At 70.8% G+C, this 22925-nt stretch carries 19 protein-coding genes; 11 read left to right on the top strand and 8 right to left on the bottom strand.

The genetic code is table 11. The annotated features are described in order from the left end of the window. Positions 1-9 precede the first annotated feature (9 nt). Positions 10-399, bottom strand: coding sequence for a (R)-mandelonitrile lyase (locus MYK68_RS15670; RefSeq protein ID WP_247864683.1), 390 nt, complete (start codon positions 397-399; stop codon positions 10-12). A 217-nt stretch (positions 400-616) separates the two neighbouring features. Between MYK68_RS15670 and MYK68_RS20845 the strand changes: the two genes are divergently transcribed. Continuing rightward, a complete protein-coding gene (locus tag MYK68_RS20845; RefSeq protein WP_349306140.1) occupies positions 617-1198 on the top strand; it encodes a hypothetical protein in 582 nt (193 codons plus the stop codon). After that, entirely contained in the window at positions 1173-2063 is an 891-nt protein-coding gene (locus MYK68_RS20840) for an HNH endonuclease signature motif containing protein (protein WP_349306139.1), read from the top strand. The genes MYK68_RS20845 and MYK68_RS20840 overlap by 26 nt, the downstream gene beginning before the upstream one ends. 191 nt (positions 2064-2254) lie before the next feature. Here the strand turns inward: MYK68_RS20840 and MYK68_RS15660 are convergent, their stop codons facing one another. Next, positions 2255-2962: a TetR/AcrR family transcriptional regulator gene (locus tag MYK68_RS15660; protein WP_247864681.1), complete on the bottom strand. Its 708-nt coding sequence runs from the start codon at positions 2960-2962 to the stop codon at positions 2255-2257. Between the two features lie 114 nt (positions 2963-3076). Between MYK68_RS15660 and MYK68_RS15655 the strand changes: the two genes are divergently transcribed. The 3 genes from MYK68_RS15655 (at position 3077) to MYK68_RS15645 (ending at position 8063) form a co-directional block, all read left to right on the top strand. Then, positions 3077-4531: an MFS transporter gene (locus MYK68_RS15655; RefSeq protein ID WP_247864679.1), complete on the top strand. Its 1455-nt coding sequence runs from the start codon at positions 3077-3079 to the stop codon at positions 4529-4531. Positions 4532-4752: 221 nt separating this feature from the next. After that, complete coding sequence (locus tag MYK68_RS15650; protein ID WP_247864677.1) at positions 4753-6354, top strand: ABC-F family ATP-binding cassette domain-containing protein; 1602 nt, start codon at positions 4753-4755, stop codon at positions 6352-6354. A gap of 44 nt (positions 6355-6398) precedes the next feature. Beyond that, positions 6399-8063: an FMN-binding glutamate synthase family protein gene (locus MYK68_RS15645; protein WP_247864675.1), complete on the top strand. Its 1665-nt coding sequence runs from the start codon at positions 6399-6401 to the stop codon at positions 8061-8063. A gap of 39 nt (positions 8064-8102) precedes the next feature. Here MYK68_RS15645 and MYK68_RS15640 read toward each other — a convergent pair whose 3' ends face one another. Continuing rightward, complete coding sequence (locus MYK68_RS15640) at positions 8103-8735, bottom strand: heme-binding beta-barrel domain-containing protein (protein WP_247864673.1); 633 nt, start codon at positions 8733-8735, stop codon at positions 8103-8105. Between the two features lie 148 nt (positions 8736-8883). After that, positions 8884-9348, bottom strand: coding sequence for a MarR family winged helix-turn-helix transcriptional regulator (locus MYK68_RS15635; RefSeq protein ID WP_247864672.1), 465 nt, complete (start codon positions 9346-9348; stop codon positions 8884-8886). Positions 9349-9465: 117 nt separating this feature from the next. On the opposite strand from MYK68_RS15635, the gene MYK68_RS15630 reads away from it, so the two are divergent. Continuing rightward, entirely contained in the window at positions 9466-10350 is an 885-nt protein-coding gene (locus tag MYK68_RS15630) for an EamA family transporter (RefSeq protein WP_247864670.1), read from the top strand. Here the strand turns inward: MYK68_RS15630 and MYK68_RS15625 are convergent. Beyond that, entirely contained in the window at positions 10331-11353 is a 1023-nt protein-coding gene (locus tag MYK68_RS15625; protein ID WP_247864668.1) for an Atu2307/SP_0267 family LLM class monooxygenase, read from the bottom strand. The two genes, MYK68_RS15630 and MYK68_RS15625, sit on opposite strands and share 20 nt — an antisense overlap. A gap of 57 nt (positions 11354-11410) precedes the next feature. Here MYK68_RS15625 and MYK68_RS15620 point away from each other — a divergent pair, with 57 nt between their 5' ends. Continuing rightward, positions 11411-12676: a glutaminase gene (locus tag MYK68_RS15620; protein ID WP_247864666.1), complete on the top strand. Its 1266-nt coding sequence runs from the start codon at positions 11411-11413 to the stop codon at positions 12674-12676. A 307-nt stretch (positions 12677-12983) separates the two neighbouring features. Here MYK68_RS15620 and MYK68_RS15615 read toward each other — a convergent pair whose 3' ends face one another. After that, positions 12984-15071 carry an AMP-binding protein gene (locus MYK68_RS15615; RefSeq protein ID WP_247864664.1) on the bottom strand — a complete coding sequence of 696 codons (2088 nt, stop codon included), beginning with the start codon at positions 15069-15071 and terminating at the stop codon, positions 12984-12986. Continuing rightward, positions 15068-15943, bottom strand: coding sequence for a 1-acyl-sn-glycerol-3-phosphate acyltransferase (locus MYK68_RS15610; protein WP_247864662.1), 876 nt, complete (start codon positions 15941-15943; stop codon positions 15068-15070). Before MYK68_RS15610 ends, MYK68_RS15615 begins: the two co-directional genes overlap by 4 nt. A gap of 92 nt (positions 15944-16035) precedes the next feature. On the opposite strand from MYK68_RS15610, the gene MYK68_RS15605 reads away from it, so the two are divergent. Next, positions 16036-17679 carry an ABC-F family ATP-binding cassette domain-containing protein gene (locus MYK68_RS15605; RefSeq protein ID WP_247864661.1) on the top strand — a complete coding sequence of 548 codons (1644 nt, stop codon included), beginning with the start codon at positions 16036-16038 and terminating at the stop codon, positions 17677-17679. On the opposite strand, the gene MYK68_RS15600 is transcribed toward MYK68_RS15605, so the two are convergent. After that, a complete protein-coding gene (locus MYK68_RS15600) occupies positions 17666-19249 on the bottom strand; it encodes a hypothetical protein (RefSeq protein ID WP_247864659.1) in 1584 nt (527 codons plus the stop codon). The two genes, MYK68_RS15605 and MYK68_RS15600, sit on opposite strands and share 14 nt — an antisense overlap. 313 nt (positions 19250-19562) lie before the next feature. Here MYK68_RS15600 and MYK68_RS15595 point away from each other — a divergent pair, with 313 nt between their 5' ends. The 3 genes from MYK68_RS15595 to MYK68_RS15585 are packed head-to-tail and all read left to right on the top strand — an operon-like array spanning position 19563 to position 22922. Continuing rightward, complete coding sequence (locus tag MYK68_RS15595) at positions 19563-20393, top strand: Cof-type HAD-IIB family hydrolase (RefSeq protein WP_247864657.1); 831 nt, start codon at positions 19563-19565, stop codon at positions 20391-20393. Then, positions 20390-21805, top strand: a complete 1416-nt coding sequence (locus MYK68_RS15590; RefSeq protein WP_247864656.1) for a hypothetical protein — start codon at positions 20390-20392, stop codon at positions 21803-21805. The genes MYK68_RS15595 and MYK68_RS15590 overlap by 4 nt, the downstream gene beginning before the upstream one ends. Beyond that, complete coding sequence (locus MYK68_RS15585) at positions 21795-22922, top strand: ATP-binding protein (protein WP_247864654.1); 1128 nt, start codon at positions 21795-21797, stop codon at positions 22920-22922. Before MYK68_RS15590 ends, MYK68_RS15585 begins: the two co-directional genes overlap by 11 nt. Positions 22923-22925 lie beyond the last annotated feature (3 nt).

Below are 22925 nucleotides of genomic sequence, written 5' to 3'. Positions count from 1 at the left end.
GGCAGGGAGTCAGGCGCGGTACTCGTCGTCGGTGACGTGGTCGAGCCAGATGACCACCTCGCCGTTCTCGTCGGCCTCCTGCATGGCGACATGCGCCATGAACCGGTCCGGAGTGGCGCCGTGCCAGTGCTCTTCACCGGGCTCGATATAGACGACGTCGCCCGGACGGATCTCCTGCACGCCGCCGGTTCGGGTGGCGACCAGGCCGATCCCGTCGGTGACGTACAGGGTCTGTCCCTTGGGGTGGTGATGCCAGGCGGTCCGCGCACCGGGGGAGAAGCGGACGTGCGCGCAGCCGATGGCGGTCTGCTCGTCAGGGTTGCCGACGCCGTCGATCTGCACGGTGCCGGTGAAACGGCGCGGTGAGACCGGGATGCGTCCGCGCGGGGTCGGGGTCATCGAACCGAGAATTGTCTCCTGACCTGCTCTAACGTGTCGTGCGAGGGGTTCGCCGAAGATGCGTATTCGAACACTTGCGCTAACGGTGCATTCAGGCATATATTGAGGATGGGAACGCAGTAGCGATAGTCGAGTGGCATGAGACTCATCGAGAGATGCTTGACCGACTGGGCGATGCTGCGGCGGCACGACGTCATCTGGGGGATGGATGAACGCGGTGGAATTGACCGATCTGGCCGACCGGCTGGCGGATGAGTTGACCATGGCGACCGATGGTGCGCCGCCGGGCACCCTGGCGGCCCTGTTCGAACGGCCTCGTCCGGCGGGCGACGATCGGGAACTGCTGGCGGTGACCGCGGCGGCGCTGCGGCTGCGGACCATTGCCGATCACGTACTCGCGTGCGCGTGTACGGCCATGGAGCGGGCCGAGCTGCCTGCCCGAAAGCGGGTCTGTTCCGCGGCCCGGATCCTGATGGGCCTGGGTGCAGCGCCCGCGGTCGCCCATCGCGCGGCCCGGTTGGGTCGGGCCGCGGCCGATCCGCGGTTGACTCCGGTGACACGCGGAATGCGGGACGGTGCGGTGTCGGCCGAGCACGCTGACGCGGTAGCGGCCGGGCTGGGACACGTCATCGGTCGGGTGGAGATCGACGACGATGTGGCGGCGACGGTGGTGGCGTCGCTGATGGTCCAGTCGTGCCCGGCGCGAGTGAAGGACAAGGCGGGCCTGGGCGATCCGGCTCACCCCCATCGAATCGGACGACGGCCGTCCGCCGGTGGCCGAGCGCGACGAACTCAATGAGATGACGCTCGATCGCACCGATGACGGGCGATTCTCGGTGACCGTCGACCTCGACGTGCTCGCCGGCGAGGAATTGTCGGTGGCGCTGGATCCGCTGACCCACCCGGTGCCGGAGCCTGACGGGTCGACGGACAGGCGCTCGGCGAAGCGGCGGCGTGCGGATGCGTTCATGCAGATGGTGCGGTCATATCTGGCGCGAGGTGAGCGTCCAGAATCGGGCGGCGTGCTGCCGCATGTGTGCCTTGTGGTGCCGATGGGGATCACCGTCAACGGTCGGCTGACCGACGGCGCGGAGCCGAACAGCGGCCGACGTCGCCGAGAGGGGGTCGATAGTGCGGCAGAAGTCTTCCGGATTCCACTCGCCGACATCGACGGTCCGCGGGACCGGGTGGCCGGTGACGGAACGGCGGGTGTTCCGGTGCTGGGTTTCGGCGGGCCCATCTCCGCGCGGACGGCGGAAATGGTGATGTGTGAGGCCTCGGTCGCCGCGGCGATGGTCGACGCGGACGGGGTGCCGCTGAGTGTCGGCCGGGAGAAGCGCCTGTTCCCTCCGGGCATCCGGAAAGCGCTGGTGATCCGTGATGGCGGCTGCGCATTCCCCGGCTGCGGGCTGCCGCCGAGTTGGTGCGACGCGCACCATTGCACGCCGTGGTCGCACGGCGGGGAGACGTGTCTGGACAACGGCGTCCTGCTGTGCCGCCGCCATCACGGTCTGGTTCACCACGGCGGGTGGGAAGTGTTCATCGGCCACGACCGGCATCCGTGGTTCGTGCCGCCCGCGGATCCGGATCGCCCGGGCCGGCGGTGCGAGCCCATCTGCGCGAACAACCGAAGAACGCTGACGATTCTGCCGGGCGCGGCCTGAATTCCGGGTCCGCTCGCTTCGGCCGCGCCGGGGCCGGCCGTCGGTTCGAGACGGGGGCGTTGAGGCCAGGGCGGCGGGTTGAGGGTTCCAGGCTCCGTTCGTCGGATGCCGGTTCAGTGGCGGAGCGGGTCTTCGTCGCGCGTGTTATTTGAGAATTTCATATGGGGCCGCGGTGTCGGCTGCCTCCGGTGTCACGACCCCGCGGTCGCCTGCCGGCGGAGCCCGGTGAGGAGGAGATCCAGGCCCGCACGGAACTGCACGGCGTCCTCGTGCCCGGCGAACTCGTCGACGATGTAGTGCATGAACGGGTATTCGCCCGGGTCCAGGGCGCGCCACAGGTCCGCCTCGGCGGCGATGTACTCGTCCCGGCTGACGGTTCCGTCGGCCACCTCGGGCGGCGGTTGCTGGCCGAGGTCCGCAGCGGTGCCGATCACGAAGCCGAGTACCGCGGAGGTGGCGTGGAAACTGTCACGGGGATTCATGCCGAGTCGCATCACCTGCTCGCCGAGGAGTTCGTAGAGCCGCAGGCCGGAGGGCTGGGCGCCGGTGTCGCGCATGAGGTAGGCGCCGAGCCACGGGCGGTCGGCGACCGTGTCGAACAAGGTGACAGCGATCGACCGCAGGTCGTCGATGGGGTCGTCGGCGCCGGTGAAGCCGTGCGTCGCCTCGACGACGCCGGCCAGGACGTGGTCGGTGGCCTTGTCCAGGAGCTCGTCCTTGCTCGACACGTACCAGTAGATGCTGGCCACGCCGCCGCCGAGTCGGGCGGCGAGGGCCCGGAAGGTGAGGGCGGGCTCACCGGCCTCGTCGAGCAGGGTGACGGCCTCGGCGATCACCGCCTCCATCGAATGGGAGGCTCGCCGCCGGCGGCGGGTGGCGGAGTCGGGCTGTGCGCTCATACCCCCATCATTCCCTGTCCCGAGCGGGTCTTGCGTAGAACCGAACACCGTTCTATTCTATCGAACAGCGTTCCATTACCGAACGACGTTCGATACCGATTGGAGGTGCCCGCCATGACTCCCACCGCCGAAGCCGCGCCGGCCCGCACATACACGTCCCTGAAAGCCGCGTGGATCCCCCTCGCCGCGCTCTGTCTCGCGTTCTTCGTCGAGATGGTCGACAACACACTGCTCACCATCGCCCTGCCCACCATCGGCCGCGATCTGGGCAGCGGCACCATCGCCCTGCAGTGGGTCACCGGTGCCTACTCGCTGACCTTCGGCGGCCTGCTGCTGACCGCTGGATCGGCGGCCGACCGGATCGGCCGCCGCCGCGTCCTGCTGTGGGGCCTGGCCGCGTTCGGGCTGATCAGCATCGGCGTGATCTGGGTGGAGTCGTCCGGCTCGCTGATCGCACTGCGCGCCGCCCTCGGCGTGGCCGCCGCCGCGATGGCGCCGGTCACCAACTCGCTGGTCTTCCGCCTGTTCGAGACCGAGAAGCTCCGCATGCGGGCGATGACCCTGATGATCGTCGTGGGGATGAGCGGTTTCATTCTCGGCCCGCTGATCGGCGGCACGGCGCTCGCGCACATCCGCTGGGAGTGGCTGCTGCTGGTCAACGCGCCGATCGCGCTGCTCGCGTGGCTCGGAGTGCGGGCCGGCGTCGCGTCGGACCGCCCGGACGACCTGACCACCGAGAAGCTCGATCTCCCGGGTGCGATCCTCTCGATCCTGGCGATGGGCTTCGCGTGCTACACCCTGACCGCGGGCGTCGAACACGGCTGGGCGTCGGCCGTGACGCTCGGGTCGATCGCCGCCGCGATCATCGCGCTGGCACTGTTCATCTGGCACGAACGCCGCACCGACGAACCCATGCTCGATCTGAGCTTCTTCACCAGCGGCACGGTGCGCGGCGCGGCGATCGCCCAGATCGGTACGTCGATCGCGATGGCCGGGGTGATGTTCGGGCTGATCCTGCACTTCCAGTACGCCTTCGGGTGGAGCCCGATGAAGGCGGGACTGGCCAATCTGCCGCTGATTCTCACGATGATCGTCGGCACCCCGGTGTCGGAGTGGCTCGCCAAGACCTTCGGGCACCGGATCGCCTGCCTGGTCGGCGCCGCTCTGCTGGCGGGTTCACTCGCCGGCATGGGCTGGGGCGTGGAGCACGGCTACCTCGCGATCGCGATCTTCATGGTGACCCTGACCCTCGGCCTGCGGACCATCATGACCATCTGCGCGGTGGCCCTGGTCAGTGCCATGCCGGAGAACAAGACGTCGATCGGCACCGCCTTGAACGACACCGCGCAGGAGGTCGGCACCAGCATCGGCACCGCCGTCGTCGGCACCGCCATCGCCGCCCTGGTGACCACCGCGCTGCCCGACGGCCGGTGGAGCAGCGAACTGGTGTCGTCGTTCTTCCACGGCGAGCGCGTCACCTATCTGGTGCTCGCGGTCGTCGTCGGCCTCGTGGCCGCGGCCGGAGCCCTGACACTGACCGACTCGCACTCGGTGGACGAGCCGATCTGAGCCGGAGCCGGCGCGCCGGGCACGACCGGAGAGAAAACCGATTGCCGCCGTGTCCGGCCGCCCGCTATGGTCGATGAGACCCCCGTCCCCGACCGAGGAGTGATCTCGCAGTGCTGGTTCACGACCGTCCCCCGCGCACGACCGCCCGTGCGCTGACGTCGTAGCAACCGCCCGCGCGCAGGTTCCCGTCGTCAGTGCCGCTGACGATCTTCAGGAGCCTCATGTCCACCGTTCACCCCTCCGTCGTTCTCACCGACGTCTCGTTCGCCTGGCCCGACGGCCGCCCCGTGCTCCGCGGCCTCACCGCGTCGTTCGGCGCGGGCCGCACCGGCCTGATCGGCGACAACGGCACCGGCAAGTCCACGTTGCTCGCGCTGATCAGCGGTGCCCTCACTCCGGACCACGGGGTGATCGACGTCGACGGCCGCGTCGGCCTACTCCCGCAGCAACTGGTACTCGACACCGCCGCGACGGTCGCCGATCTGCTCGGCGTGCGCCCGCAGCTCGACGCGCTGCGCGCCATCGAGTCCGGCGACGCCGATCCCGTGCACTTCGAGACCCTCGCCGACCGCTGGGACGTCGAGGCGCAGGCACGGGCCGTGCTCGACGCCCTCGGCCTGGAATCGGTCGGCCTCGACCGGCCGGTCGGCGCGCTGTCCGGCGGCGAGACGGTCCTGACCGCACTGGCCGGACTGCGCGCCGCGGGCGACGACGTCGTGCTGCTCGACGAGCCGACCAACAACCTCGACCGGCCGGCGCGCCACGCCCTGTACGACATGCTCGAACACTGGCCGGGCGCGCTGATCGTCGTCAGCCACGACGTGGCCCTGCTCGACCGGATGGACGAGACCGCCGAACTCCGCGCCGGGGCGCTGACCGTGTTCGGTGGGCCGTACTCGGAGTACCGCGCGCACCTGGATGCCGAGCAGGCCGCGGCCGAGCAGGCGCTGCGGACCGCCGAGCAGCGTCTCAAGGTGGAGAAGCGCCAGCGTATCGAGGCGCAGACCAAGCTCGCCCGCCGGGAGCGTACGGCTCGCAAGGACTTCGAGAACAAGCGCAGGCCGAAGATCGCGATGAACCTCCGCAAGGGCGACGCGCAGGTCTCCGCGGGCAAGCTGCGCGGCGAACTCGACGACAAGGTCGACGCCGCGCGGGACGCCGTCCGGGTCCAGGCCGAGCGGATCCGCAAGGACGCCGGGATCCGGATCGAACTGCCCGATCCGGCGGTGCCCGCAGGTCGCCGGCTGGCGGAGTTCGGTGACGGCGCCGGAACGTCGATCGTCGTGCGAGGGCCGGAGCGGATCGCGCTGACCGGCCGCAACGGCATCGGCAAGACCCGGCTGCTGGAGTCGCTGATCCACGCCGGGAAGGCCGCTCCCGGCGACCTGAGCGGCACCGCGCTCACCGACCGGATCGGCTACCTGCCGCAGCGGCTCGATCACCTCGACGACACGGCGAGCATCGTCGACGTCGTCGCGGCCGCCGCGTCGCGGACCGCACCCGACGAGCTCCGCGCGCGGCTCGCGCAGTTCGGGTTCCGCGGTGACGCGATCCACCGGTCCGTCGGCGACGTGTCCGGCGGCGAGCGGTTCCGTGTCGCCCTGGCCGGGCTGTTGCTGGCCGATCCACCGCACCAGCTGGTGGTGTTCGACGAGCCGACCAACAACCTGGATCTCGCCAGTGTCGACGCCCTGGCCGGGGCCCTCGACGCCTACCGAGGCGCGATCCTGGTCGTCAGCCACGACGATGCCTTCCTGAACCGGCTGCGGATCGGTACGCGGCTTACTCTCGACGAGGATGGACTGCGCGTCGTGCGCGAGTGAGACGGACGCCGCGGCGCCCGCGGCGTCGAGAGAGGGGTTCTGCGATGATGAGATGGCTGGCGGTCGCCGCGTTGTGGGTGCTCGGTGCCGCGTCGATCGCGCTGGTCGTCGTGGAGTCGCCGTGGTGGCTGTTCCTGACCGTTCCGCTGCTGCTCATCGCGGTGACCGGCGCCCACGATCTGTTGCAGCGACGGCACAGCATCCTCCGCAACTACCCGGTCCTCGGGCACTTCCGCTTCCTCCTCGAATCGGTCCGCCCGGAGATCCAGCAGTACTTCATCGAACGCGACTACGACGGCACCCCGTACGACCGAAACACCCGTACCACCATCTACGAGCGGGCGAAGGGCGTGAAGGACGTCGACCCGTTCGGCACCGAGCGCGACGTGTACCGCCCCGGCTACGAGTTCGTATGCCACTCGATCGCCGCGCAGCCGGCGCCCGAGGGTGTGCCGCGGGTGCGGATCGGCGGGCCGTCGTGCGCGCAGCCGTACGACATGGCGATCTTCAACGTGTCGGCGATGAGCTTCGGCGCGCTCTCGGCCAACGCCATCCGGGCGCTCAACGGCGGTGCGGCCAAGGGCGGCTTCGCCCACGACACCGGGGAGGGCGGCCTCAGCCCGTATCACCTGGAAGCCGGCGGCGACCTGATCTGGGAACTGGGCACCGCGTACTTCGGCTGCCGCACGCACGACGGGCACTTCGACGCCGCGGCGTTCGCGAAGAAGGCCGCCGCACCGTCGGTCAAGTGCATCTCCATCAAGCTGTCGCAGGGGGCGAAACCGGGACTCGGCGGCGTGATGCCAGGATCCAAGGTGACCCGGGAGATCGCCGAGATGCGGATGGTCGAGGCCGGCACCACCGTGGTCTCGCCCCCGTCGCACAACCGCTTCCACACCCCCGAGGGGCTGTGCGAGTTCATCGCCGAGCTGCGCGAGCTCAGCGGCGGCAAACCGGTCGGCTTCAAGCTCTGCGTCGGCTCGCGCAGCGAATTCCTCGGCATCTGCAAAGCCATGGTCGCCACCGGCATCGCACCGGACTTCATCCTGGTCGACGGTGCCGAGGGCGGCACCGGCGCGGCGCCGATCGAGTTCGAGGACAGTGTCGGCATGCCGCTCACCGAGGGCCTGATGACCGTGCACAACGCGCTCGTCGGCGTCGACCTGCGCGACGACATCCGGATCGGGGCCGCGGGCAAGGTGGCCGAGGGCTTCGACATCGTCAAACGCGTCATCCAGGGCGCCGACTTCACCCTGGCCGCTCGCGCGATGATGATGGCCGTCGGCTGTATCCAGGCGCAGCAGTGTCATACCAACCGCTGTCCGGTCGGCGTCGCCACCCAGGACCCCAAGCGCGCCCGTGCGCTCGACGTGCCCGACAAGACCGAGCGCGTCTACCGGTTCCAGCGGTCGGTGGTCGAGAACGCCAAGCAGTTCGTCTCCTCGATGGGCCTGAAGAGCTTCGACGACCTGCACCCGGCCATGCTCATGCGCACCGTCGGGCCCAACCACTCGGTGTCGTACGCCGACCTGTACGAGTGGCTGACGCCCGGTCAGCTGCTCTCGGATCCGCCGGCCTCGTGGCTCGACGATTGGGCGGCGGCCCGGGCCGACCGATTCGTGCTGTCGTCGCTCCAGGTGGACGATCCGACCGACCGGCCGCCCACGCACATCATGATGACCTCGCCGCACAATTCGCTCGCGGTCTGACGCCCACCCCGCATCGGGCGCCGGGCCGCGGTGCGGGACTCAGCCCGCGGCGGTGCCGGGGTGATACCGCTTGACCCGGTGCAGCGTGTTCCGGTCGGTGTGATGCATCTCGGCGCCGGTGGCGGCCAGCCGCAGCCGCAGATCCGAGGTGTAGCTGAACGTGTCGTCGTCGACGATGGTGAAGGTGCTGGTGAAGTCGCGGATCTCGGCGCGGTTCATCAGGTAGCGGTTCTGCAGGATGCCGTACGACGGTTCACCCGGCTTGGCGTCGAAGTGGAGTTCGCGGGACTCGGGACCGGCGTCGCCGCCGGCCAGGATCGCGATACCGCGGCCGAACACGACATTGCGGATCACCTGCCCGTCGGCCTTGTCCCACAGCAGGAAACCGATCTCGTCGTGGAACGGATCCATCGCCTCCTCGCCGTGCCGCCACGCCGTCATCGAGTAGTTCAGGCCCCACAGCTTCTGTCGGCCGTTCTCCTGAATCGGGATGGGCCGGAAGACGGCGCGCTCGAAGTACGACGTGTGGCTCGTTTCATCGTCGTCGTTGTGATACGAGAGGTCGACGCCGGCGTCGCCCTCCCACTCGCCGACGAGCGGGGTGAGCGGACCCAGTTTGCGGGGGCCGCGGATCTGGGCGGGGTCGATCGCGGGGTCGGCTGACGTGGTCATGACTGCTGCCTCCATGCTTCCGCCGCCGACAGCTCCGTCGTTCGGTCGGCGGGGCTGTCGGCGACCGGGAAATCTGCTGACCCCTGAAGTCTTGCATAGTGCAATGGATTTCTCGGCCGGATCGGGCAGATCGGGCCTTTCGTGGATCTCAGACGGGCAGCCGGGACGGGCTGTGCTCCCCGAGCAGCTGGTGCAGCGCCTCGAGGCCGGCGGCGCAGCGGTCCCGCACCGCGGGATCCATGCGTTCCAGGACGCCGGACAGTTCGGCGCGGCGGCGCGCGATCACCTGCTCGATCAGCTGCCGGCCGGCGTCACTCGGACTCAGCGTCACCACACTGCGATTGGCCGGGTCGTCGCCCCGCACCAGCAGGCCCGCGGCCTGTAGGCGGGTGGCCAGCCGGGTGACCGACGATCCGGCGACCCCGAGGGTCTGCGCGCACGCGGTGGAACTCATCGGCCCCGATTCACTCAGCGCCAGCAGCAACCGGAACTGCGGAATCGACAGCCCGGATTCGTCGACGCTGCGCAGGGCGAGTCCGACGAGATCGCGGGTCGCGGTCTCGAACGCGGCCAGTTCGCTTCGGGAGGGCGTGCTCGGTCCGTCCGGCGTCATGCACGCGAGTATGGCACGACTTTCGACTCACCCGGATCGGTCGCCACCGGAGCTTTGTCGCCCGCGGCGGGCGGGTGATAGTCCTGTCCCGTGTTCGCCGGACGACAGGCCCGTGGTGTGGGGCTATCACTGCTGGCCAGCGTTCTGTTCGGAGTCACCTTCTTCGCCGCGGGCGTGGTCGACGCGGCCCCGGAGGCCGTGTTCGGCTGGCGCGGGGTGGTGACCGCTCTCTGCTACGGCGCCGTGCTCCTGGCCGCTCCGGCCCGGCGGCGGGCCCGCGACCTGATCCGGCGGTGCGCCGCCCGTCCCGCGCTGGTGGCGGTGCTCATCGTGAACGCCGTGCTGATCGGGGTGCAGATGTGGCTGTTCGTCTGGGCGCCCGCGCACGGATACGGCCTCGATGCGTCGCTCGGCTATCTGCTGTTCCCGATCGGCATGGTGCTGGTCGGCCGGATCGGCTTCACCGAGTCGGTGACCGCGGCGCAGTGGACCGCGGTCGGCATCGCGTGCGTCGCCGTCGGCGTCAAACTGGTCGCCAGCGGGTCGCTGTCGTGGCTGTCGTGCGCGGTCTTCGCTGCGAACGTGGGGTACTTCGCGCTGCGCCGCCGGTTCCGGCTCGAGGGTCCGGAGGTCTTCGCCGCCGAGGTGTTCATCATGGCACCGATCGCGGTGGTGTTCATCGCGCTCTACCCGGCGGTGCCGTCCGTGAGCGCGGCGCTGATGGTGCTCGGAATCGGGGTCGGCGGCACCATCGCGGTGTCGGCGTACGTCGCCGCCGCCGGCCTGCTCAGCTTCCCGATGTTCGGGCTGCTGAGCTACGCCGAACCGGTCGGGCTGTTCGCGGCCTCGCTGCTGCTGGGGGAACACCTCGACGCGGCCGACGGCGTCACCTACGGTCTGCTGGCCGTCGCGCTCGCCGTCCTCGCGGTCGCCGGATTCCGCGGCCGCGGAACCGCCGTGACCGCGGTCCCGCTCGACACCGTCACGCCAGCATGTCCTTGACCAGCGGGACCACCTTCTCGCCGTAGAGCTCGATGGAGCGCCGCTGCACCGCGTGCGGGACCGGCTGGTCGTACTTGAAGTCGAAGCGGTCCACCTTCAGCGTCCGCAGGGTGCGGGCGATCTTCGCCGCGACCGTCTCCGGCGACCCGAGGTAGAGCGAGCCCTCGGTGATCTCGTTCTCGAACTCGCCGGGCCGTGGCGCCGGCCAGCCGCGTTCGGCGCCGAGCTTGCGCCGGAAGGCCATCCAGCCATCGTAGGCGAGTTCGCGGGCCTGCTCGTCGGTCTCGGCGACCAGCCCGGGGGAGTGCAGCGCGACCCGCGCCCGGGGGACACCGATCTGATCCTGCGCGCGCTCGAACAGGTCGATGTACGCGGCGAAGCGCCCCGGGTCGCCGCCGATGATGGCCAGGAACAGCCCGCATCCGTGCGCGGCGGCGCGCACCACCGATTCGGGCGTGCCGCCGACGCCGACCCATACCGGGATCGGCGCGTCGGTGGTCGGGAACACCCGCTGGTCGGTCAGCGCGGCCCGGGTGGAACCGCTCCAGGTGACCGGCTGCGACCGGACGAGTTCGACCAGCAGCTGCAGCTTCTCGTCGAACAGGATCTCGTAGTCGGCCAGGTCGTAGCCGAACAGCGGGAACGACTCGATGAACGAGCCGCGCCCGGCGACGATCTCGGCGCGTCCCTCGGAGATCGCGTCGACGGTGGCGAACCGCTGGTACACGCGAACCGGATCGTCGGAGCTGAGCACGGTCACCGCCGAGCCGAGGCGGATCCGCTCGGTGCGGGCGGCGATCGCGGCCAGCACGGTCTCCGGGCTGGAGACGGCGAAGTCGGGGCGGTGGTGCTCGCCGACGGCGAAGAAGTCCAGGCCCGCCTCGTCGGCGACGATGCCGTCGCCGACGAGATCACGGATCACCTGCGGATGGCTGGTCGGCCGGCCGGCTTCGTCGTGGGTGACGCCGCCGAAGGTGTCCAGGCCGAATTCGATCTCGCTCATATCGAGGATCAATCCGGGCGCCGCCCCGGATATTCCCGCGCGCCCTACGCTGGGTGCGTGCGTTCACCGATCCCGGACTATCTCGCCGCGGCCCTGCAGGCCGTCGAACCCGACACCAGCGGTGCGGTGGCCGACTACATCCCGCAACTCGCCGTCGCCGACCCCGATCTCCTCGGCGTGGCCGCCGCGATGACCGACGGCTACCTGTACGAGGCCGGGGACACCCGCGCCGAATTCAGCATCCAGTCGATCTCCAAGCCCTTCGTCTACGCCCTCGCGCTGGCCGGCCGCGGGTTCGACGCGGTGCTGGACAAGGTGGGCGTGGAGCCGACCGGCGATGCGTTCAACCAGATCTCGCTGGAACCGGGCACCGGCCGGCCCCGCAATCCGATGATCAACGCCGGCGCGATCGCGGTGCACACGCTGGCCGCGCCGGAGGGCACCGATCCGGCGGCGCGCTTCCAGGCGGTCCTGGACGGGCTGAGCGCCTTCGCCGGGCGGCAGCTCAGCGTCGACGAGGCCGTCTTCGAATCCGAGCTCGGCCACGCCTTCCGTAACCGGGCGCTGGCGAACCTGCTGCGCGCCAACGGGATCATCGACGAGGACCCGCTGATCGCGGTCACCGGATACACCCGGCAGTGCTCGATCAACGTCACCACCCGCGACCTCGCGATGATGGCGGCGACCCTCGCCAACCAGGGCGTCAACCCGCGCACCGGCGTCGAGGTGGTCGGTTCCCGGGTGGTCCGGCAGACCTTGAGCGTGATGTCGACGTGCGGCATGTACGACGGTGCCGGCGACTGGATGGTGCGTGTCGGCGTGCCCGCCAAGAGCGGGGTGGCCGGTGGTCTGATCGGAGCGCTGCCCGGCCAGATCGGCATCGCGACCTTCTCCCCGCGGCTCGACCGGCACGGCAACAGCGTCCGCGGCGTCGAACTCTTCCAGCGCTTCGCCGCCGACATGAGTCTGCACCTGATGGAGGCGGTGTCGGCGCCGCTGGCGGTGATCCGCGGCGCCGAGCTGATCGACGGCCCCGAACCCCTCTACGTGGTCACGCTGCAGGGCAGCATCCGGTTCGCCGGCGGCGAGCGGGTGACGCGGGAGTTCGAGCTGAATCCGCCGCCCTGCCGCCGGGTGGCGATCGACCTGAACCGGGTGTACCGCCTCGGCGACGCCGCGCGACTCCTCCTGGTCGAGACTCTGCACCGGCTCGTCGCCGACGGTCACGTGGTCTACCTGGTCGACGGGGACCGGCGTATCGGTCCCGACGACGTGGGCGACCTCGACGTCGAGCTGGCCGGGAGCATCGACGAGATCGGCTGACCGGGCCGCCTGCCCTTCGACTCGATCTCGCCTGGCGGCTCGATCGGCTCAGGGAACGCCTTCGACTCGATCTCGCCTGGCGGCTCGATCGGCTCAGGGAGCGCCTTCGACTCGATCTCGCCTGGCGGCTCGGTCGGCTCAGGGGGGCGGCGGGGCCGACGGTTCGCGAAAAGGCGGGGCCGACGGTTCGCGACAAGGCGGGGCCGACGGTTCGCGACAAGGCGGGGCCGACGGTCCGGGAAACAGCGGGGCCGACGGTTCGGGAGAGGGCGGGCCGACGGTCGGGAGGGACCGCGGGGCCGACGGCTCAGGGGGCGGGGACCGGCAGGGCGGCGAGTTCGCGGCGAAGGACCTTGCCGGTCGCGTTGCGGGGGAGCGCGTCGATGAAGACCACCTCGCGCGGCGCCTTGTAGCCGGCGAGCGAGGTCTTGACCAGGCCGATCAGCTCGTCGCCGGTGACGCTCTCACCGTCGCGCAGGCTGACGAAGGCGCGCAGGCGCTCACCGAACATCTCGTCCGCGATCCCGATGCAGGCGGCCTCGGCGACGGCCGGATGCGAGGCGAGGACGTCCTCGACCTCCTTGGGGAACACGTTCTCGCCGCCGGAGACGATCATGTCGTCGTCGCGGCCCTCGACGAAGAGGCGCCCGGCGGCGTCGAACCGCCCGACGTCGCCGGTGGCCGCGAGTCCGTGCAGGCGAGTCTTGTCGCCGCCCCCGGTATAGCCCTCGAACAGCTGCGAGTTGCCGACGAAGATCCGGCCGATCCGTCCCTGCGGAACCTCCACGCCGTCGTCGTCGTACAGCCGCACGGTGGTGCCGCGTGTCGGCCGGCCCGCGGTGCCGGGCGCCGCGCGCAGGTCGGCGGGTGTCGCGATGGTGGCGTTCGCGACCTCGGTGGAGCCGTACAGGTTGTAGAGATTGTCGCCGTACTCGTTCATCCAGTGCTCGGCGAGGCCGGCCGGGAGCGCCGAGCCGGAGGCGGCGACCACCCGCAGCGACGACAGGTCGTACCGTTCGCGGGTCTCCGGCGGCAGATCCAGGATCCGCGACAGCATCACCGGCACGACGATGAGCGCCTCGATCCGCTGCTTCTCGATCGCGGCCAGCCATTCCTCGGGGTCGAAGCGGCGGCGGCACACCATCCGCCCGCCGAGACCGAGGGTCAGCAACAGGTTCGACAGGCCCCAGGCGTGGAAGGCGGGGGCCGCCAGCCCGATGCGCATGCCGGCGTGCAGCGGGATCCGGTCGAGCAGTGCGGCCGGTGCCTCCAGCGTCGGCATCGCACCGCCCGAGGTGGCTCCGCGGCTCGCGCCCTTCGGGGTACCGGTGGTGCCCGAGGTCAGGATGATCACCCGGCCGGCGCGGCCCGGTGACGGCAGCGGCCGGTCGCCGTGTTCGGCTGCCAGGCCGGTCAGCGTCGGTTCGTCGCGGCCGGGCGGATCGTCGACCAGCACGGTGCGCCGGTGCTCCGTGGCCCCGGCGACCAGCTCGGTGAATTCGGAGTCGTAGACGACGACCGACGCGCTCTCCCGCCGGCACACGTCGGCGATCTGCGGGCCGGAGAAGCCGGTGTTGAGCAGCAGCACGTCGCCACCGGCCTTCGCGATCGCGCCGGTGGCCAGCAGGAACCCGCGGCTGTTGCGGGCCAGCAGCGCGACGGCGTCGCCCTCGGACACGCCGAGGGCGCGCAGACCGGCCCCGATCCGGGACGACTGCCGGTCGGCCTCGGCGTAGGTGAGCACGCCGTCGTCGTCGATCATCACCTGGCGCTGCGGGTCGCGTGCCGCACCGACGGCGATCAGCGCGCCCGGGCTCAGCCCCCAGCTGCGCGCGGCGAGCGCGATGCGCACGGCGCGGTCGGGCCGCATCGGTGCGATGATCCCGGCGCGGGTGAGGACGGCCAGGTGACCGGCTTCGTCGACGAGCCGCTGCGGCAGCGGCGGCTGGTCGTCGGCGTCCGGTGCGCCCTCGACGGTGGACTTCATCGCGGCGAGGACGCTGTGCACCAGCGACCGCATCGCCGGGTAGGCGACGAAGTCGGCGACACCGCCGAAGATGCCGGGCGCGTCGTACGAGAGGCGCAGCGTGAGCCGGGTGCCGCCGGGGACCGGCCGCAGCCGCATCCGCAGGCGATGCGAGATGCCGGTGTACGACGCCCACGCCATCTCGCGGGGCGGCACGGCCTCGGTGAGGATGGCGTCGCCGCCGACCATCGCGCCGCTCATCATCAGCGTCACCCGGTAGCGGGCGTCGAGCACCGGCGGCTGGCCGGGGGTGTGCGGGGTGACCGTGAGGGTGCCGTTGCCGAAGCGGGAGACCGCCGCCGGGTCGGCGCAGAGCTCCCAGACGCGCTCGACGGGTGCGGCGATGACGTCGCTGTGCTCGATCTTCATCCGATCACCGGCAGTCTCCGCTCGGACTGCAGGGCGCTGAGCACGTCCTGCATGGTGGCGACGAGGTCGGTGTAGACCACGTCGAGGTCGGGGTCGTCGCCGTAGGCGGCCCGCAGGTCGATCGGCGGCAGGTAGGCGATGGTGATCTTGGCCGGCAGCGGCAGGAAGGGCGCGAACGGCAGGGTCAGCCCGAACGGCGCGGAGAGCACGATCGGCAGCACCTTCAGCCGGAACAGCCGGTCCAGGTGCAGCAGCTGGGCCAGCCGGTCGCCGCGGGTCAGGAAGAGGGCCGTCTCCTGGCCGCCGATGGTCACCTGCGGGACGATCGGCACGTCGTGCCGCAGGGCCAGGCGCAGGAAGCCCTTGCGGCCGCCGAAGTCGATGATCCCGGACTGGCTGGTGGGGCGGTAGACCTCGTAGTCGCCGCCCGGGAACACCTGCAGCAGGCCGCCCTCGGCGAGCACGGTGTGACCGTTCTCCGGATCGGCTTCGACGGTGCCGAAGCGCCGCAGGATCGGGGCGAGCGGCGAGTTCAGGACCATCCGGTGAGCGAGCTGGAAGAACGGGCGCTCGACGCCGCAGTACGAGGTGACCGCCAGCTGGCTGATCATCACCTCCGGCGACATGATGCCGCCGGTGTGGTTGCCCACGATCAGCGCCGGGCCGGACTCCGGGATGTGGTGCAGTCCCCGCACGTCCGGCCGGTACCAGGTGCTGATCAGCAGCCACAGACCGGGAAGCAGCTCGCGGATCGCGTCCGGATCGCGGTCGTCCAGATCACCCCGGCGGAGCCGCGGCAGCAGCCGGCCGGCCTGTCGGCCGGCCGCCCCGAGGAGCGAGGAGAGGGTCGGCGACTTCTGGTCGGGCTCCATGCACAGCTTCCCTTCACGGTGACTGCCGTCACATCGTGGCTACATGTTACTCAGTGGTCATCGGTGTGACCGCCGAGTGCGACGATGGGGAGGTGACCGCAACTCTCGTCGCCAAGGATCTGTCCGGCGGATACGCGCATCGGGTGCTGTTCGAACACCTCGACCTGACCGTCGCGCCCGGTGACGTCGTCGGTGTCGTGGGGGCCAACGGCGCCGGGAAGACCACCCTGCTGCGCATCCTCGCCGGGGACCTCGCTCCGCTGGCCGGGAGCGTGTCGTGCGCACCGGCGGATGCGTTCGTCGGGTGGCTGCCGCAGGAACACGAGCGCGTCCCGGGGGAGACCGTCGCCGCGTACGTCGCACGGCGCACCGGCTGCGCGGCCGCCGCCGAGGCCATGGACCGGGCCGCCGGACTGCTCGCCGAGCCGGATCCGCCGGCCGGCGCCGACGACACGTATGCCGCCGCCCTCGACCACTGGCTCGCCACCGGCGCCCCCGACCTCGACGACCGGCTGCCGCAGGTGCTCGCCGATCTCGGCCTGGACATGGCCGGTGACGAACCGATGACCGCGCTGTCGGGCGGGCAGGCGGCGCGTGTCGGACTCGCCGCGCTGCTCTGCTCGCGGTTCGACGTGGTGCTGCTCGACGAGCCGACCAACGACCTCGATCTCGACGGCCTCGCCCGGCTGGAAGAGGTGGTGCGCGGCATGCGCGGCGGCGTGGTGCTGGTCTCGCACGACCGGGAGTTCCTGTCGCGCAGCGTCACCCGTGTGGCCGAACTCGACCTGGCCCAGCACACGAACACCGTGTACGGCGGCGGCTACGACAGCTTCCTGGAAGAGCGGGAGACCGCTCGCCGGCACCGTCGCGAGGAGTACGAGGAGTACGCGAACCGGAAGGCCGATCTGGTGGCCCGCGCCCGCACCCAGCGCGAATGGTCCAGCCAGGGCGTGCGGAACGCGATGCGCAAGGCCCCCGACAACGACAAGATCCGCCGTCGTGCCGCGACCGAGTCCAGCGAGAAGCAGGCGCAGAAGGTGCGGCAGATGGAGAGCCGGATCGCCCGACTCGAGGAGGTGGTCGAGCCGCGCAAGGAATGGGTGCTGGAGTTCAGTATCGGCTCGGCGCCGCGCTCGAGTTCGGTCGTCGCCACCGCCAACGACGCCGTCGTCCGCCGCGGCGACTTCACCCTCGGTCCGGTGTCGATCCAGGTCGACGCCGGCGACCGGATCGGGATCACCGGACCGAACGGCGCGGGCAAGTCGACGCTGCTGCGGCTGCTGCTCGGTGAGATCGCGCCCGACGAGGGCGCCGCACACCTCGGCGCGAGCGTCGCGATCGGTGAGGTGAACCAGTCGCGCAGCCTGTTCACCGGCCCGGCGCCGCTCGCCGCGCGCTTCGAGGAACTGATGCCCGACTACACCACCGAACAGGTCCGCACGCTGCTGGCCAAGTTCGGCTTGCGCGCCGACCACGTCGACCGGCCGGTCGACGGCCTCTCGCCCGGCGAGCGGACCCGCGCCGCGCTCGCCCTGCTCCAGGCCCGCGGCACCAACCTGCTGGTGCTCGATGAGCCCACCAACCATCTCGACCTGCCGGCGATCGAGCAGCTGGAGCAGGCCCTCGAGGGCTACGACGGGGCGCTGCTGCTGGTGACGCACGACCGCCGGATGCTCGACGCGGTCCGCCTCGATCGCCGCTGGCACGTCGAGAACGGCAGGGTCACCGAGTCGTAGGGGGTCGCCCCGGCGCGGGCGGATACGGTCCGGGCGGCGGGGGTCCGGGCGGTTGGTGAGGTCCCGCTGCGGGGTACGCCGGGAGCGGCCCAGGCCGCGAGTGATCCCCGGGCGGCGGATGAGGTCCGGATGGCGGGCGGTGTCCGGGCGGCGGGGGCGTGTGCGGCCGAGCCGGGTACGGCGGCGCAGGGGGCGGTCCGGGCGGCGTGGGGCCGTACCTCGGCGGCTGGGTGACGGCCGCTCCCGGCCGTACACGGAAGGTTTCGGGGTTGGCGAGAACGTACTCCGTCGCCTTGTTCAGCAGAACTCCGAGGATCACCGCCGCGACGAAGACCACCGCGAGTACGGCGACCTTGCCCGACGCGTCGATCTTGGCGACCAGGGTGTCGACGTCCGCGTAATCACCGAGGGCGACGGTGGAGGGAATGAATAGCAGGAACGCCGCCGGGGTCCCCCATGGGCCTTTGCTGATTCCACCGATCACGGCCGCGGCGAGCGCGACGAGTCCGAGGTGGTATACCGCCCCGAAGCCGGCTCCACGGCCCGCCGCGTCCGCGTCGGCGCCGAGCATCAGGAAGAACTGCGTCACGAGGCAGAGCGCGGCGATACCGAGCGGGAGCCATAGCAACAGCCGGCGCACGAGCAGATCGGTAGTGGCCTCCCGGGGTCCGGGATCGCTGGACAGCAGCGAGGCCGCCGTGCCGACGAGGACGTACGCCGCGGCCGTCGCCAGCGCCCACACCGTCATGTTGCCCTCGGTCGAGGAATACACCATCGCGCCCACCGCGGTGAGCATCCCGAGCAGCAGCCCGTAGGTTCCGGTGGTCAGCGCCCGCCGCTGGTTCGCCGTCAACGGCGTGAGCATGCCGGCCGGTGCCATCGGCAGCGGTCCCCGGAGCGCCTCGACGCCTTTGTCGACACCGAAGGCGAGCCAAGCGGCGCCGACCAGAACCAGGATCTCCATCGTGGAGCCGAGCACCGGATACCAGAAGTGTGCGGCCAGACTCGGGCCGCTCGGATTCAGCATGTCGGCGATCTGCTCGTCCATGGATTGCGGGCCCGCGTCGGGAGCCGGGGGCACGCTGAGTTTCACCGCCTGCAGCGCGATGATCCCGCCGATCGGTGGGATCAGCAGACTCCACGCACTGCCGCGCCGCGTCACGATCCACGCGATCAGGATCAGGGTCGCCGCGATGAAATCGGTACCGCCGCTGAAGTAGATGCCCTCGGGTACGCCGGCCTGGGGATTCGGTGGCAGCAGCACCCACAGCACCGGTTCGACACTCACGATCACCGCGGTCCAGCCGCACGCGGTGGCGAACGGGCGGCCGTCCACACGCGGGCCGCGAGCCATCCACAGCACGGCAGGCAGCACCACGAAGATCGGTAGCAGGATCATGACGATGAAGAGCGTCTTCGCGGCCGCCTCGGTCTCGACGGGGATCTTCCCGGACTGCAAGGAGATCTGCAGCACCTGCGAGATCCCGCGCAGGAGCACGAACGCGACCGCGAACGCGATCGCGGCACCGAACCCGGCCGGGACGGTCCAGGATCGCCCAGGTGGATACATCGGGGGCCCGGGATATGTCTGCGCTCCGGGGTATGGCTGGGGCCCGCGAGGCGGCGGCGCTCCGAGAGAGGGCGGCATCCCGGGGTGCGCGGGCATCGACGGGTAAGTGCTTGGCGGAGGACCGGCGGACATCGGGCGGCGGCCGGGCGAAGGCGGACCCTGCGGCGGGCGGCCGGGATAGGACATGGGCCGGACGGTATCAGTGGTCACGAACAACGTAAATCGCCCATTCGGTGGAATCTGTGCGTCGTGGTCGCCGAGCGTCCCGCGGGAGTGGACGTCGGCCGGCTCCGCGGAGTGTGAAGATGTCTGTGTGCCTGCATTCGATCTGCCGAACCAGCCCACCGATGTCCGTCTCGTCGTCGCCGACATGGACGGCACGCTCCTGGACGACGCCGGGCGCGTGCCCGACGACTTCTGGCCGCTCCTGGACCTGATGCGCGCGCGGGGGATCGCGTTCGTCCCGGCCAGCGGCCGCCAGTTCTACACCCTGCAGAGCCTCTTCGAGCGCTCCCCGGACGGGATCTCGTACATCGCCGAGAACGGGAATCTGGTGGTGCACGACGACCACCGGCGCGTCACCGCGCCCTTCGATCGGGAACTGGCCGCGGAGGTGATCGGTACGACGCGCGCGGCCGACCGCGATCTCGGCCTGGTGGTGTGCGGGGTGAGCGGCGGCTACGTCGAACGTGGTGACCTGCCGTTCCTCGACGAATCCGACAAGTACTACCTGCGGCTGACGCTGGTCGACGACCTGCTCGGCATCGACGACGAGCTGCTCAAACTCGCCGTCTTCGACTTCGACGACGCCGACGCGGCGGCCCGCCGGCACTTCGCTCCGTTCACCGAACGCTGCCAGGTGGTGGTGTCCGGGCCCAACTGGATCGACCTGATGGCGCCCGGCGTCAACAAGGGCGTCGGTGTCCGGGCGCTCCAGGAGGACCTGGGGATCGATCCCGCGCAGACCGTCGTCTTCGGCGACTACCTCAACGACCTGGAGATGCTCGACGCCGGCGACGTGTCGTACGCGATGGCCAACGCCCACCCGCGGGTGGCCGAGCGGGCGCGCTACCGGGCGCCGAGCAACGCCGACGGGGGCGTCGTCTCGGTGCTGCGGGCGCTCCTAGACGACGGCGCGTCGTGACCGGCGACGCGGTGCCGCCGACCGACGGCGCCAGGACCGCTGACGACCCGGCCGGTGACGACCCGGCCGCTGACGACACGGCCGGTGACGACGCGACCGGCGACGACGCGGCCGCCCTGCGCGAGCGCGTCGCCGAGTTGGAGGCCCGCAACGCCGCGCTGACGGCGGCCGCCGCGCCCCGCTCCCATCGGGGCCTGCGCACCACCGCCTGCCTGGTGCTGGCCGTCGTCGCTCTGCTGCTCACGCCGGTCGCGGTGGTCGGTACGTGGGCCCGGTTGCAGATGGTCGACGCCAACCGGTTCGTCTCCACCTTCGGTCCGCTCGCCTCGGACCCGGACATGCAGAAGTTCCTCACCGAGACGGTGTCCGACCGCATCGAACAGCAACTCGATCTGCCGGCGCGCGTCGGCGAGCTGTTCGACTCGATCCAGGACTCCGGGATGCCGCCGCGTGCCGCGAGTGCCGTCGGTCTCCTGGAAGCGCCGACCGTCGCCGGCCTGCGGGGCTTCATCGACAACACCGTCGAGCGGGTGGTCACCTCCGACCGCTTCGCCGATCTGTGGGCGGCGAGCCTGCGGCTGAGTCACCAGCACGTGGTCGCGGTTCTCGAAGACGACCCGAAGGCTCTCGCGGAGCTGTCCGACGACGGCGTGCTGTCCCTGCGGCTCGATCCGGTGATCGACGCCGTGAAGCAGCAACTGGCCGGTCTCGGTCTGCCGTTCGTCGACCGCATCCAGATCACGAATCAGATCGGGAACATCCCGATCGTGCGGTCGCGGTCGCTCGGGCTGGCGCGCACGGTCTACACCACCGCGGTGATCGGCGGTTACTGGCTGCCGTGGGTGGTGCTCGCACTGCTCGCCGGGGCCGTGCTGATCGCCGTCTCGCCGCGCCGCGCCCTGTCCGGGGTGGCGGCCGCCTTCGCCGTGGTCTGCGGCTTCCTGATCTTCGGTCTGTGGATCGGCAAGACGGCCTTCGTCCACGCGGTCAGCCCGCGGCAGGTGCCCGGCGCGGTGGCCGACGTCCTGTTCACCCAGGTCACCACCGTCATGCAGGCCACCGTCGTCGCCCTGACCGTCTTCGGGGCGCTCGTCGCGATCGCCGCGTGGTTCGCCGGCCCGGCCCGCCCGGCCCGCGCGATGCGGGAGGTCGCCATCGGCGGTTTCGGTCTGCTGCGCGGCGCGCTCGACGCGCACGGCGGCGACACCGGCCGTGTCGGCGCCTGGGTGCAGCGGTGGCGCTTCACCGTCGTGACGCTGGCCGTGATCGGTGGTTGCGTCGCCCTGGTCGCCGCGCGGCCGGTGACGCTCGGCTCGGTCGTCTGGTTCGTCGTCGGGCTGTCGGTACTGGTGGTCGCGATCGAACTCATCCGGCGCCCGGTTCCACCTACGATGATCGACCATGACGGCTGAACTCCCCATCGGCACGCGCCTGGGCACCGACGACCCCGCCCACCTGCTGGCGCCGCGGCTGAACCGGCACACGTTCTGGTGCGGGCAGAGCGGTTCGGGCAAGACCTACGCCCTGGGTGTGCTGCTGGAACAGGTGCTGTTGCACACCCGGTTGCCCCTGGTGATCCTCGACCCCAACTCCGATTTCGTGTCGCTGGGCCGGACCCGTCCCGGGATCGCGCCCGAACTCGCCGAAGAGTTCGCGAGCCGGGACATCCGCGTCTGCCGCCGGTCCCCGGGCGACGGCGACCCGCTGCACGTCCGCTTCGTCGACATGAATCTGGCCTCGCGCGCGGCCGTCATGCAGATCGATCCGATCGCCGACGCCGACGACTTCAACGCCATGCTGCGCGGGGAGGAGAGGCTGCGCGGGGCCCTCGCGCAGATCGACGACGCCCTGCTCGCCGGGCAGCGGTCGGGGCTGCGTCCGTCTCTCGTGCACTGGTTGCGGACCCAGGCCGATCCCGAGTTCGAGCGCCTCGCGATCCGGCTGGAGAACCTCGGGATCGCCGACTGGCAGTTGTGGGCGTGGGGGCAGACCGCGCTGCCCGACATCATCGACGAGCGGCCCGACACCACGGTGATCGACCTCGGCGGCTTCGATACGGCCGACGAACCGCGGGCGGCGGCGCTCGCCGTCCTCGATCACTTGTGGGCCCGCAGGCACGACCGCATCGGCCGGCTGATCGTGATCGACGAGGCGCACAATCTCTGCTCACCGGCCCCGGCGACACCGATCGAGCGCCTGCTCACCGAACGGATCGTGCAGATCGCCGCGGAGGGCCGCAAGTACGGCCTGTGGCTGCTCATGTCCACGCAGCGGCCGTCGAAGGTGCACCCGAACGCGCTGTCCCAGTGCGACAACCTCGGGCTGATGAGGATGAGTTCGCCCCGCGACCTCGCCGAGCTGGGATCGGTCTTCGGCTACGCGCCGGCGGCGCTGCGGGACCGCGCGACGTCGTTCGCGCAGGGCGAGGTGCTGTTCGCCGGCGGTTTCGCTCCCGAGCCGATGCTCGTGCAGGTGGGTGCCCGGCTCACCGAAGAAGGCGGCTCGGACGTGCCGATTCCGCTGCGCTGAGCG

It is taken from the genome of Gordonia sp. PP30 (assembly GCF_023100845.1).
In the GTDB taxonomy this organism is placed as follows: domain Bacteria; phylum Actinomycetota; class Actinomycetes; order Mycobacteriales; family Mycobacteriaceae; genus Gordonia.
The sequence above is the reverse complement of the archived record's forward strand: the minus strand, read 5'-3'. Positions and strand labels throughout refer to the sequence as shown.

What these genes read in the sequence shown, in the direction of transcription:
- MYK68_RS15640 (WP_247864673.1), bottom strand. Translation starts at nt 8,735, where the DNA reads ATGACCACGTCAGCCGACCCCGCGATCGACCCCGCCCAGATCCGCGGC.
- MYK68_RS15585 (WP_247864654.1), top strand. Translation starts at nt 21,795, where the DNA reads ATGACGGCTGAACTCCCCATCGGCACGCGCCTGGGCACCGACGACCCC.
- MYK68_RS15660 (WP_247864681.1), bottom strand. Translation starts at nt 2,962, where the DNA reads ATGAGCGCACAGCCCGACTCCGCCACCCGCCGCCGGCGGCGAGCCTCC.
- MYK68_RS15635 (WP_247864672.1), bottom strand. Translation starts at nt 9,348, where the DNA reads ATGACGCCGGACGGACCGAGCACGCCCTCCCGAAGCGAACTGGCCGCG.
- MYK68_RS15625 (WP_247864668.1), bottom strand. Translation starts at nt 11,353, where the DNA reads ATGAGCGAGATCGAATTCGGCCTGGACACCTTCGGCGGCGTCACCCAC.
- MYK68_RS15650 (WP_247864677.1), top strand. Translation starts at nt 4,753, where the DNA reads ATGTCCACCGTTCACCCCTCCGTCGTTCTCACCGACGTCTCGTTCGCC.
- MYK68_RS15655 (WP_247864679.1), top strand. Translation starts at nt 3,077, where the DNA reads ATGACTCCCACCGCCGAAGCCGCGCCGGCCCGCACATACACGTCCCTG.
- MYK68_RS15645 (WP_247864675.1), top strand. Translation starts at nt 6,399, where the DNA reads ATGATGAGATGGCTGGCGGTCGCCGCGTTGTGGGTGCTCGGTGCCGCG.
- MYK68_RS15615 (WP_247864664.1), bottom strand. Translation starts at nt 15,071, where the DNA reads ATGAAGATCGAGCACAGCGACGTCATCGCCGCACCCGTCGAGCGCGTC.
- MYK68_RS15670 (WP_247864683.1), bottom strand. Translation starts at nt 399, where the DNA reads ATGACCCCGACCCCGCGCGGACGCATCCCGGTCTCACCGCGCCGTTTC.
- MYK68_RS15610 (WP_247864662.1), bottom strand. Translation starts at nt 15,943, where the DNA reads ATGGAGCCCGACCAGAAGTCGCCGACCCTCTCCTCGCTCCTCGGGGCG.
- MYK68_RS15600 (WP_247864659.1), bottom strand. Translation starts at nt 19,249, where the DNA reads ATGTATCCACCTGGGCGATCCTGGACCGTCCCGGCCGGGTTCGGTGCC.